Consider the following 12,732-nt stretch of genomic DNA (forward strand, 5'->3'; position numbering starts at 1 on the left):
TTAAGCCGTTCCACCCACTGTTAATTCATCAATGCGTAAGCTGGGCTGTCCGACACCAACAGGGACACTTTGCCCATCTTTACCACAGACCCCCACGCCCTTATCTAGCGAAAGATCATTCCCCACCATGGAGATCTTCTGCATGACTTCTGGGCCATTCCCAATCAAGGTTGCCCCTTTAATTGGCTGTGTAACTCGACCATTTTCGATTAAATAAGCTTCGGAAGCCGAAAAGACAAATTTCCCTGAAGTAATATCCACCTGCCCACCACCAAAGTTAGCAGCGAAAATGCCTTTTTTAACACTTGAAATTATCTCTTCTTGACTACTTTGCCCAGCAAGCATGTACGTATTAGTCATGCGAGGCATAGGTAAATGCGCATACGACTCGCGACGGCCATTTCCTGTTGGAGCCACTCCCATCAGTCGGGCGTTGAGTTTATCTTGCATGTAACCTTTGAGGATACCATTTTCAATCAATACATTATAAGCTGCTGGCGTCCCTTCATCGTCGATATTAAGAGAGCCGCGACGATTTGCGAGTGTGCCATCATCAACCACAGTACATAATTGCGAAGCAACTTTTTTTCCCACTCGACCACTAAATGCAGACGCTTCTTTTCGATTAAAGTCACCTTCTAAACCGTGACCAACAGCTTCATGTAACAGCACTCCCGGCCAACCGCCACCCAACACAACTGGCATTGCACCTGCTGGCGCATCAATCGCATCCAAATTAACTCGAGCTTGGTGAATAGCATCTTCTGCGTATCCCATCCAGCGCGGCTTACCTGCGTCTAATTCATAAAAATATCCGTAATCTAATCGTGCACCACCACCAGCTCCTCCTCGCTCACGGCGTCCATTTTTTTCTAATAACACCGAACAATTTAAGCGAATTAAAGGGCGCTGATCAGTAGCAAACGTACCATCACTGGCTGCAACCAGTACTTCTTCATAAACGGCAGATAAAGACGTCACCACTTGACTTGCTTCTGGGGCCAGCTGACGAATATATTGCTCAATTTCTCGGAGTAATTCGACTTTTTTGTCATCCGACATGCTTGAAATAGGTTTTGCAGCAGCAAATTGTAATGGGCTTTCGATTTGAGAAAAAACTTGTACGGTTTTATTTTGCCCTGCTTTTGCAATACTTCTTGCCGCTGCTGCGGCTTGATTAAGTGCCTCTAAATTGATCGCATCAGAATACGAAAACCCGGTTTTCTCACCACTCACCGCGCGCACCCCTACGCCGCGCTCAATATTGTAGGAGCCCTCTTTAACTAAGCCATCTTCTAACATCCATGATTCGTGATAACTCGATTGAAAATATAAATCTGCATAGTCAACCTGATGCTGATGAATAAACGCTAAGGTTTTTTCTAAGTCTTCACGGCATAGCGAACTATTTTTTAACAGGTTATTTTCGACTTCAGAATTCATTTTTTAACTCACATGTGAACTTAGTGTGTGAAATTATAGGCATTTTTGCTCGAACTTGCTCTAGCATTGTCCTATCTAGGGTATGGTAAATTAAACCACGTTGTGTTTTATTTTCTGCCACGATGTCGCCCCAAGGTGAAACAATAACACTGTGACCATAAGTATGACGGCCATGGCCGTGATCGCCAACTTGCGCAGCAGCCACAACGTAACATTGAGTCTCAATCGCTCTAGCACGCAAGAGTGTATGCCAGTGAGCTTCACCTGTCGGGCATGTAAATGCACTTGGCACCAACAAAATTTCAGCTCCTTGTACGCGCATTTTATTATATAGCGCAGGAAAACGAACATCATAACAAACAGAAAGCCCGATCTGGCCAAAAGGAGAATCAACGACCACCACATCCTTTCCTGCCGCGGTATAGCGCGATTCAAGATACTGACCTGTGCCATCAGCCACTTCAACATCAAACAGATGCATTTTGTGATAACGACCAACGATTTCACCCTGCGAATTAAATAACAAAGAAGCCGCCCAATGCTGCGTATTAGAAGCGGATAGAGGGAGTGTTCCTGCTGACAACCAAATATTGTGTTGTGCGCAGAGTGCCGCTAACTGTTCAATCAATTGCTCAGCTTGCCCACTGTTGGCTAACTGCAGGTTTGCATCAGCAGCTCCAGCAAAGCAGGCAAAACCCTCGGGTAAACAAAGCAGCAAAGGTCGCTCAGTCGGCAAGGTTAAACATTGCTGTTTTAGCTCGTCGATATTTTGTAACACATCCGGGCCCGATGTCATTTGCAGACATGCGATAATCATGGCTGATTCTCTATCATTGTTGGCTCGTTTGCAGCCTGTGGCAACGCCACTTCACGGCTTTTTCTTCCAAGCTCGGTGACGATTGGATCGTCCATCGTGCCGTTAATTTTAAAGTTAATCTCAGAAATAACTCGCGCAGAATGAATGACTTTATCAATGGCCAACGCCGCCAGCCCAGTGACTGGGTTCACCATCCAAGCAACAATAACCGGAATACTTGATGTCACTTCTGGGGCTACAGCCAGATCATAATCAATCTTTTTAGTGTTAAGGTCTGCATAGCCTTGTATGCTTATATCTGCAGGGACACCATCAATCTTAGTATCTGAAGTTCGGGCTATGCCCTTCTCTATCTGCAAGCTTCCTTTTAAGCTGTTATAGAAAAACCCTTTAGCAAACACATCTCTAAAATCTAGCTTCAGCTTACGCACCAAAGAATCGAGGCTTAACAATGAAAACACCCGCGCTCCGCCATCGCTGACTTCACTTAAATGCCCTTCACCTAAATCAAGCTTTAAATCGCCAGACAAACTTGCGGTATTAAATTCATAAGGCGTTCCTAGCCAGCTTAGATTCAGCGATGCTTGTGCACGAGAATCTTTAATAGATGATGTTAAGTCAAATTCATCAAACAGCTCACCAATATCATTACTCGAAAATTGCCCTGATATCGAGGTTTTACCGGCACGCCACTCGCCTTTTGCATTCAAGGAATGCTCTGTTTTATCAATAATCAAATCACTAATTAAAATACCATCTTCACCAGGATCTAAATTTAAAATCACTTGATCGAGTTGATAGTTATCCACTTTGCAATCCGCGCAATTAAAACGAATCGAGGGCAGTGATTTTAACCAGTCTGTATTGGTATCTAGTGGTTGTGGCGTCTCAGTGCTTGGTAAATTAATCCTCAAATAATCTGCTTCTACATAAATTGGGCGCTGGGCGAGTACTTTTGGCATGCTCACCTCAGCACGCAGCTCTTTTGCCATCAGCTTTAACTGTGTCGATTGGTCAAAATTATCTAACTTAAAATCCAACTCGTTAAAAACAATCCCAGATAAATCGACAACTCCAACATTACCTTGAATTTTACCTAAGCTTGGCATAAACGAGCCTTGCTCTGAGCCTTGACTCATTTCTATTAAGTGATCAATAAACGGGATCCACTGGTTCAAATTTGCATGAGGTAATGCAACAGTGACATCAAAATCTTGTTGATTAATTCCTAAATCATCTTGCGCGACCACTAAATGGGCTCGAGTAATTTTACCTGTATCATTAGCTAAAAAGCCGTTGAAAAATAGTTTGTCATCGAGACCTATTCGAATGAGATTTGAAATTTCATCACCAATAATAGTGCCATTTAATTGCCACTGTTGATCCGATGATTTTGCATACGGCGGGGGCAATAAACTGGTTAATCCCTCAAGGTTTGAATGTATCGTCGCTTGATAATTAAACCCTGACTCTGGAAAAGTTAGATCTAAGTTAGCTGACAAAGGTAACTGATCTGTCAAATAACCCGAAAGTAAACCACTGCCTTTACTAATAAACTGCTCAACAGGCCAATTTGCTTGCAACCCTACATTTAATTGATACTCCTTACCCTTTTGCTCTCCATTGACAGAAAACGCTACAGGTAAACCCAGCCAATTCGCAGTGGCATCAAGTAATGTAATCTGATCATTTTCAAATCTAAGATTACCCTTCACTTGGGTTAAAGGTAATCCAGGTTGGCTGATATATATATCTGCCGCATTGAGGTCAACAGTCCCGCTTGCGATGACTTGCGGATTGTTTAAACCTATTGCTAAATGCACATTACCTTTAACGACCCCCTCTCCTTGGACAATGTTTAACACTGAACTTAACGGGTTTGCTAATGGAGTTTCATCAAAGAAAGGAGCCAATTTTTGTGCTTGTGTCTGTGTATTAATATCCACCGTTAATAACGATGCATTGGCCAAATCAGCAAGACTAACAGTGACTGATTGGCCGAGCGCTAAATTGACCAGTTGCCCTTGCTGACTATAAATATCCATTCGCTCGCCAGTAAACACCAACTCAGCGACTAAATCAGTTATGGTGGGCCAATTTGGCTGGAACTTAAACGCTCCGTCAATCACTTTAGCACGTACCTCAAACTTGCCGTTATTGTCTGTATAAGGGAAGTCCGTGAGCAGGCCTTGCCATAACAATCGCGCTTTTTCGACTTGTCCACCTTTTATGGCGCCATTTAAGTAGTCAATTGTGCCTTGAGGCATGTAACCTCGCGGATAATACTGCCGCGCGAATGTCGCTTTCGGGCCCATCAATTCAAGATATAAATCAATTTCTTTTTCTTGGCCCAAATATAAAGCGAGCTCAGCTCCTAATGATAAATCTGCATTATGTAACCAAATATTGTCACTTTTAACATGCCACCCGGTTATTTGCTTATGTAGATCAAAATCTAGATTCAGTTGCTGATAAGCAATCGCTTGGCTAAAGATATTACCCGTTAATAAATAATTGTCTTCGCCACTTATTTCGACTCGACCTCGGTTTGGGCTAAGGGTTAGTTGAAGTGATAAGCCTTGCATGCCCGGAATATCATCCACATTATTCCAACCGAGCTCGGCTCCCGTTAGGTGCGCCAGCCAATCCGATTCATTTTTAAATCGCAAATACGTTTGCTCAAGCATACCGCTTGGTTGACGGGCTATGATTGCTTGTAAACTATTGCTCGGCTCAAATTGCGCTACTTGACGGAGTAAAGCCAAATTTAAATGACTGACTTGTGCTTGAAAACCTTGTGGAGATTTCGCTAGGTGCCCCCCTAAATCTGGCCACGCTTTTTGATTCGTGCTGAGCTTTAAATGTGAGCTATCGAGCTGCCACCCACCTGATTTAGGTTGCCAACGAAGGCTTCCTGATTCAATTGCTAAACGCTGTTCTTGCTTTTGGTATTGCCAAGCAAGGCTGCTTGGTTGCCATTCAAGTTGTAATGACTTAACCATTTGCTCATCAATTCGCGCCCATAATTCAAAATTAACATCTGATTTGAGTTTAGTTATATGCTCTGGTGTAATTTCAGTTAACAAAGGCGCAAGGCTCAACGCTTTTCCGGCAATATATAGCTCACCAAAAGCAGTGGAAAATTGCTCGCCATATAAATCGAAAATCACATCTAAGGAGTTTTCAGCGATACCAGGCAGACTAATTCGACCTTGCCCTTGGTGTTTTTGATCTTTATTTTGCCAACTTACTTTTTCTATCGCGATGGACCGTCTCTGGCCATTTTGTAAATAGATTTCTAATAAACTATTTTCTAAAGCAAAGTGCCCAATATTACCGAGAAATAGTCCTTCAATTAAATCGAGCTCAGAAGAGCCACTCACATCTGTCTTCTCAGACTGCTGTTTAAGTAACTCAGCAGTATTAACAGAAGCTGTCACCCCGTTTAAAACAAAGTAACTTGAACGGACTTGACGATCGAGCAAAGACTGCCAAAGATTAATATGTAATCGAGTTTCAGCGATCAACAAATCAACTGGGGCAATGTCGTTGGGTTGGAAAGAAATATTTTCCAATACCAGTGCTGGTCCTGTATTTTGCCATGCAGCAGTAATACGGCCAATATACAATTCGACTCCAAACTGCTGAGCAATTAACGCCTCAAAGTCTGATTTATATTGGTTAGCATAAGGTAAACTGTATTTCAAAATGGACAGCAGTACAGCCAGCAACACCAAAGTGATTGCTGTCACTTGCCAAATTTTTCTCAAACAAAAAAAACACCACTTTGAAATTTTTTGCACTACATCATTACCACATCAAATTGCTCTTGATTATACAAACTCTCAATCTGTATTTTGATAGGCTTACCGATAAATAGTTCAAGTTCAGCCAAATTGTGATACTCATCATTCAACAATGCTTCACTGACCGCCTGCGAGGCATATACAACAAATTTATCGGCTGCATACGCTCGATTGACTCGGACTATCTCACGTAAAATTTCATAACAAACGGTTTCGACTGTTTTAAGCGCTCCGCGGCCGTCACATACCGGACACACCCCACATAAGATATGCCCTAGGCTTTCACGGGTACGTTTTCGAGTCATTTCAACTAAACCAAGTGCAGAAAAACCATTGATATTCGCTTTTGCACGATCTTTTTGCAAAGCAACCTCGAGAGAGTGCAACACTCTACGTTTATGCTCTGCTGTGGTCATATCGATAAAATCGATAATAATAATGCCGCCTAAATTGCGCAATCGTAATTGACGGGCGATTGCTTGAGTGGCTTCAGTATTGGTATTAAAAATCGTTTCTTCTAAATTACGATGGCCTACAAAAGCTCCTGTATTGATATCAATGGTCGTCATCGCTTCGGTTTGATCGATGATCAAATACCCACCAGACTTTAATTCAACTTTACGTTTAAGGGCTTTTTGTACCTCATTTTCCACATCAAAAAGATCGAAAATGGGTCGCTCACCTGGGTAATATTCTAAGGTCGGGGTCAGCTCAGGGACGAACTCTTCAGTAAACTCTTTGAGTTCCATAAAGGCAAGTTTTGAGTCAACACGGATGCGCTCCATATCTTCACCGACATAATCTCGTAAAGTACGAAATGCTAAGGTCAAATCACCATGAAGTAAAACTTCTTTACGGGCCGCTTTGCGTCTAGTGACAATTTTTTGCCACAGTTTTTTCAAAAACTTCGCATCATGGGCGAGTTCAACTTCACTCGCCCCTTCCGCTGCAGTGCGAACAATAAAACCGCCTTCTTCATCGTTGTATTCGGCGACAATCTCTTTTAAGCGTTTTCGTTCTTCATCCGTTTCTATTCGCTGACTCACACCAACATGTGTTGCATCAGGCATAAAAACTAAATAACGTGATGGAATAGTAATTTCAGTGGTTAAACGCGCTCCTTTGGTACCGAGCGGATCTTTAACTACCTGCACTAGAATGTGCTGCCCTTGACGAACTAACTCACGAATATCTTGAACTTTTTTTATTGGTTGCTCATCAACACCCTCAACAATTGAGGCACTATTGACGATATCAGAAGCATGTAAGAAAGCAGCTTTATCGAGACCAATATCTACAAATGCAGCTTGCATACCCGGTAAGACTCGACTCACTTTACCTTGGTAGATATTACCGACAATCCCTAAATTTCCAGCTCGTTCATGCTCAACTTCTTGTAGTACACCATTTTCAATCAGCGCTACCCGTGTTTCATTTGGCGTGACATTAATTAATAACTCACTGCTCATTACTTAGCTCCTACCAATGATGATGTCTGTTCAAAGCGAAGTAACAATTGCTCAGTTTCATATAAGGGTAGACCGACAACAGCAAAATAGCTCCCATTTAGCTGGCTTACAAATCGCCCACCTAACCCTTGGATACCATATCCACCCGCTTTATCTTGCGGCTCACCTGAATGCCAATACTCGGCAACTTCAGTATCCGATATAGCTCGAAACGTCACGTCCGTGACCACAACATCTGTCAAAGCAAGTTCACTGTTCGCTACTGAAATAGCGGTCATGACTTGATGAGTTTTTCCAGCTAACAACGCCATCATTTTCGCTGCATCTTGCTGGTTTTTTGGCTTACCTAAAATAAGGTTATCCACTACGACAATGGTATCCGACCCTAAAACAGGGCGATCATCATACCCCAATTCCACCCCTGTTTGTGCTTTCAACTGAGCTAAACGCGCCACATGATCATGAGGAGTTTCATTGGGTAAAGCTGATTCATCCGCGTCGACACTAAATTGCAAAAACTCAACATTAAGTTGAGTAAGGAGTTCCCGACGACGAGGTGAAGCTGACGCTAAATAAATAGGTTGAAGCATTAACGGATCCTAAAATTACGTCGATATTTACGCAACAACAAGAATATCCATGGCCAACAAAGTGCACCTGTTAGCACGGGCCATAAGTATTGCGGTAAAAAATAAATATCAATCAGAAAGTGGCTTAACCAAAATTGAATCAAGTGATAAAGCGCTAAAAATAAGGCGATTAAAAAAGCTTGCTGCCATACTGAAAAATTGCGAATTTTTTGATAATTACTGGCTGTTATGTAAATGGAAATCGAATAGGCCATCGAATGCACGCCAAGTGGTGAACCCAAAGCTAAATCCATCAGTAGACCAGTTAACCAAGCGACTCCAATATTGACCCGATGCGGTAACGCAATAGACCAATACATAAGCACTAATAAAACCCAATCAGGCCGAAAAGCTTCAAACGCAATTGGCAATGGTACCAAAGCCATCACTAAAGCAGAAAAAATTGAAAAACTGATCAGCCAAAAATGTCGACTAGTCATTTAATTCGGCCTCATCAGATTGCCATAGCAATACCAGTAAACGTATACGATCTAATTGCGCCACGGGTTCTGCAAACACCTGAGCAAAAGGTTGCCCTTCATCTCGAGTAATCTTAGTCACGGTAGCGACAGGGTAACCTTCAGGAAAAACACCGCCTAAACCCGAACTGTATAAGATATCACCAATCCGGATATCCATACTGTGAGGTACATGCGAGAGCTTAACTTGGTTAATTTTACCGATACCTTCAACCACAGTACGCACATTATTTCGCAAAATTCGAACCGGAGTTGCATGCATAATATCAGTCATCAACAATACCCGGCTCGTGGTACTCCCAACCTGCGTCACTTGACCCACAATACCCATTTCATCAACCACAGCGACACCCTCAATCACCTGATCAAGTAACCCTTTATTAATGACCACTTGATGGCTATATGGATTGGAATGAACCGACAATACTTGTGAAACGAGCTTTTTATTCTCTTGTACTTTTGATGAGCCCAACAAAGCTCTTAACTTACGATTTTCTTGCTCAAGAAAAGCAAATTGTTGCAGTCGTTCACTTTGTAGCAGTTGCTGAGTTTTGAGTTGTTCGTTTTCTTGATTTAGAGATCGGCGGCTTTGCAAGTTTTCCGATCCCCAACTAAAAAGTTCGTAGGGAAGATTCGCGAAATAAAACAGCGGACTTACAATGGTATTGAGACTGGTCCGAATGGCTGAAGCACCGTCAGTATAACGATCGCCAAACATTAAAGCCGCACTCAAAACAACTGCGATAATTAATCGCAGATGTAAAGGTGCGCTTCTTCCAAAAAGTAAATTCATCAGTCGTAACTAAAAACATCACCACCATGCATATCTATCATTTCGAGTGCTTTACCACCACCACGCGCAACGCATGTAAGTGGATCATCGGCAACCACAACTGGGATCCCTGTTTCTTCCATTAATAAGCGATCAAGATCTCTTAGTAATGCTCCGCCACCTGTTAATACCATACCGTGAGCAGAAATATCTGAAGCCAACTCTGGCGGTGACTGTTCAAGTGCCACCATAACAGCACTCACAATGCCTTGTAACGGCTCTTGCAATGCCTCTAAAATCTCATGCGAATTAAGCGTAAATGAGCGAGGTACACCTTCAGCTAAATTACGACCTCGGACTTCAATCTCTTTGATATCATCAGTCTTAAACGCTGAGCCAATTTCATGTTTAATACGCTCAGCCGTTGCTTCACCAATTAAACTACCAAAATTACGACGTACATAGTTAATAATCGCTTCATCAAACTTATCACCACCAATACGCACTGATGATGAATAGACAATTCCATTAAGCGAAATAATTGCCACTTCGGTGGTACCGCCACCAATATCAACAACCATAGAGCCCGTTGCTTCAGAAACGGGTAGACCAGCACCGATTGCCGCAGCCATTGGCTCTTCAATTAAATAGACTTCTCGTGCTCCAGCACCCATGGCTGACTCACGAATGGCTCGTTTTTCAACTTGAGTTGCGCCACAAGGAACACAAATCAATACTCGAGGACTTGGACGCAAGAAATTATTGTTATGAACTTGTTTTATAAAGTGTTGTAACATTTTTTCAGTTACATAAAAATCTGCAATAACCCCATCTTTCATCGGGCGGATTGCTTTAATATTGCCCGGCGTTCGCCCCAGCATTTGTTTCGCTTCATGGCCAACAGAAGCGACGCTTTTTGGACCGCCAGGTTTGTCATGGCGAATTGCAACCACTGAAGGTTCGTTAAGAACAATCCCCTGCTCTTTGACATAAATTAACGTATTGGCTGTACCCAGATCTATGGATAAATCATTTGAAAAAATACCGCGTAGTTTTTTAAACATGGAACTGGCTAATCCTTGTATTTTCTTGTTCTTAGTGTCTGCGCTAACTCTACCAACGACTCTTTAAATCAGCAAGAATTACTACCAAGTTAACACTATTTTTTTGAAATATGAGTGCTCAATCGCAACAAAAAGAAACGGGAGGCTTAGCCTCCCGTCTTTTAGCGTTCTCTGACTAGTCGAAAGCCAATATAATTGGCCCTAAAATCGGTCGATAAAATAAGGCGTGTGGATGAGCGAGCTAAACTCGGTGCAAAATTCCATGCCCCACCCCGAACAGCAACATCGGATTGTGCTGCCGTTTTTTGGGTCCACTCCCAAACATTGCCAACCATATCGTATAAGCCGTATTCATTTGGTTGAAACGAACCAACTGGTGCAGCACTTTGGTTCGACCATGCACTGCCACACCATCCGCAATTGGCTAAATTACTGCCTATATCATTTCCCCAAGCATAATCACTACTAGACCCCGCACGCGCTGCATATTCCCACTCAACCTCAGTAGGCAAACGATATTGCTGTCCTGTTTTAGTGGTCAACCAATCAGCAAATGCTTTTGCATCGTTATACGTGAGGCAAACAACCGGAAAATCATCACTTTGTTCATAACCTGGGCTTTTCCAGTTTAATCCAGGTTCCCATACAGGCTCACCATTTAAGTAATATGCGCAACCTTTACCAGTCTCGGCTTCAGTGGTGTAATTAGATTCAGCGATAAATGTCTGATATTGCCCAACTGTTACTTCTTTTTTATGCATCACAAACGAATCACTGAGGATTTTGTTTGCTACCGGCTGCTCATTCGCTAATCCATTTCCGGTTAAATCACCCATTTCAAATTCACCCGCAGGGATCACCACCATATCAGATGAAGTATCTGCAACAGCATTCAATACAGCTGGGGCAGCAACGACCTGAGTGAGTTCAGAAGATTCTTTGCGAAGGTTTGCACGAATGGTGCGGGTACTGCGTAAATTGACCGTTTGGCGAAATGGCTGATAACCCACTTTACGGATTTCAACTTCATGTAAACCTTGTGGCAATTCAACTTGAAGCTTAGTCGAGCCATAACTGACGCCACCGATAAACACTTCATCATCAAATACATTAGAGCGCAATGTTAATTCATGGCGAAGTGACTGTTCTGGCTTCGGTAATACAGAGATTTGAGGTTGCGCGTAACTTTCTTGCGATGCTTCAGCAGGCATATCGCTAAAGCTTACGACTGGAACTGAGTAACTTTGCCCGACAGTTTGCTGATAAGTGTTCCCAATAGAAGCCGCGCCGTATTCACCACAAAAACGATTGTCTAAGTTTAATAGTTGGCATAACCGGCCATTATTAACCGTACCTCGCATTGCAACGCTCAAGTTAACGTTATAGTTTCCTTGCCCACTAAACTCACTCGACACAACATGACTACTTAATACTTGCGCTTGCGCTCCTGCCATGTTTCGTTTGGGTTCAACCGTTCTAATTTCGCTTAGATTAGCAAAGATTTGATCCATAAAACGCTTGGTTGCTTTTTGTAACCCTAAATGCTGGCCTCGCTGCTCACAGGTTGCTAACGTTTCGGTACGTTTACAGTTAACTGTGTGAGTCACCTCAACGGTGCCTTCTCGAGTAAACTCGTTGCGTAAGCGCTCAATTCTCGCGGTATTACGCTGCTCTTTAAGGCCTTCTAAAACGTTCAAAAGAGCATGTTTCGATACGCGTATTTTTTCTATTTCTTTACGGTGAGATGCTATCGCCGACAATTGCAGCGCGATATCATCTTTATTCTGTTTATGCTGTCCAATTGCATCTTGATAACGCGTTTTCGCCTCGCCAATATCGATAGAAGGATCTTCAATCATACGACGATACATATCATTCATTGCATCAAGCGCTTGGTTTTTTTCTTTATCAAGCTTACTTGAACGGGCTCTTAGCAGATCCAATTGCTGCTGCAATTGACTCTCTTCTTTTAAGTGCTTTTCTAGTACATCTGTAAAGTTGTCAAATTCAGTTTGCTTAATAGAGATATCAGATTCAATACTAGAAACTGTATTCCCATCCTGAGCTTGAACATTCAATGCTAATAAACTGATTGATATTAATATAGATAAAGGAGCTAGTCGCATACATTCCATTCCCAAAACGGCCGATTTTTGGTTCTTATTGTTTTTTATTCTAAATTGCCCTTTATGCTATGGAGTTGCAAGGCAAAATACAAGCATTGTTCAATTTTTCAATTAATTTTAGCTAGCA

9 protein-coding genes are annotated in these 12,732 nt (G+C 42.4%); all 9 read right to left on the reverse strand.

Annotated features, from left to right (window positions below):
- Positions 1-1,443, reverse strand: coding sequence for a metalloprotease TldD (tldD, locus tag AC3KVK_RS14655; protein ID WP_490311728.1), 1,443 nt, complete (start codon positions 1,441-1,443; stop codon positions 1-3).
- Positions 1,433-2,260, reverse strand: a complete 828-nt coding sequence (locus tag AC3KVK_RS14660; protein WP_490311727.1) for a carbon-nitrogen hydrolase family protein — start codon at positions 2,258-2,260, stop codon at positions 1,433-1,435. Before AC3KVK_RS14660 ends, tldD begins: the two co-directional genes overlap by 11 nt.
- The gene (locus tag AC3KVK_RS14665) at positions 2,257-6,030 is read right to left on the reverse strand and encodes a YhdP family protein (protein WP_490311726.1); all 3,774 of its coding nucleotides are present in this window, start codon (positions 6,028-6,030) and stop codon (positions 2,257-2,259) included. The genes AC3KVK_RS14660 and AC3KVK_RS14665 overlap by 4 nt, the downstream gene beginning before the upstream one ends.
- Before the next feature lie 32 nt (positions 6,031-6,062).
- Positions 6,063-7,535, reverse strand: coding sequence for a ribonuclease G (gene rng / locus AC3KVK_RS14670; RefSeq protein WP_490311725.1), 1,473 nt, complete (start codon positions 7,533-7,535; stop codon positions 6,063-6,065).
- Positions 7,535-8,125 (reverse strand): Maf family protein, encoded by a 591-nt coding sequence (locus AC3KVK_RS14675; protein ID WP_490311724.1) that lies wholly within the window; start codon positions 8,123-8,125, stop codon positions 7,535-7,537. Before AC3KVK_RS14675 ends, rng begins: the two co-directional genes overlap by 1 nt.
- Positions 8,125-8,604, reverse strand: coding sequence for a rod shape-determining protein MreD (gene mreD / locus AC3KVK_RS14680; RefSeq protein ID WP_490311723.1), 480 nt, complete (start codon positions 8,602-8,604; stop codon positions 8,125-8,127). The genes AC3KVK_RS14675 and mreD overlap by 1 nt, the downstream gene beginning before the upstream one ends.
- Positions 8,597-9,436 (reverse strand): rod shape-determining protein MreC, encoded by an 840-nt coding sequence (gene mreC / locus AC3KVK_RS14685; protein ID WP_490311722.1) that lies wholly within the window; start codon positions 9,434-9,436, stop codon positions 8,597-8,599. Before mreC ends, mreD begins: the two co-directional genes overlap by 8 nt.
- Positions 9,436-10,479 carry a rod shape-determining protein gene (locus tag AC3KVK_RS14690; RefSeq protein WP_086744067.1) on the reverse strand — a complete coding sequence of 348 codons (1,044 nt, stop codon included), beginning with the start codon at positions 10,477-10,479 and terminating at the stop codon, positions 9,436-9,438. The genes mreC and AC3KVK_RS14690 overlap by 1 nt, the downstream gene beginning before the upstream one ends.
- Before the next feature lie 161 nt (positions 10,480-10,640).
- Positions 10,641-12,605, reverse strand: coding sequence for an SUMF1/EgtB/PvdO family nonheme iron enzyme (locus tag AC3KVK_RS14695; protein WP_490311721.1), 1,965 nt, complete (start codon positions 12,603-12,605; stop codon positions 10,641-10,643).
- Positions 12,606-12,732 lie beyond the last annotated feature (127 nt).

The organism is Pseudoalteromonas sp. J2K-J979, assembly GCF_058169715.2.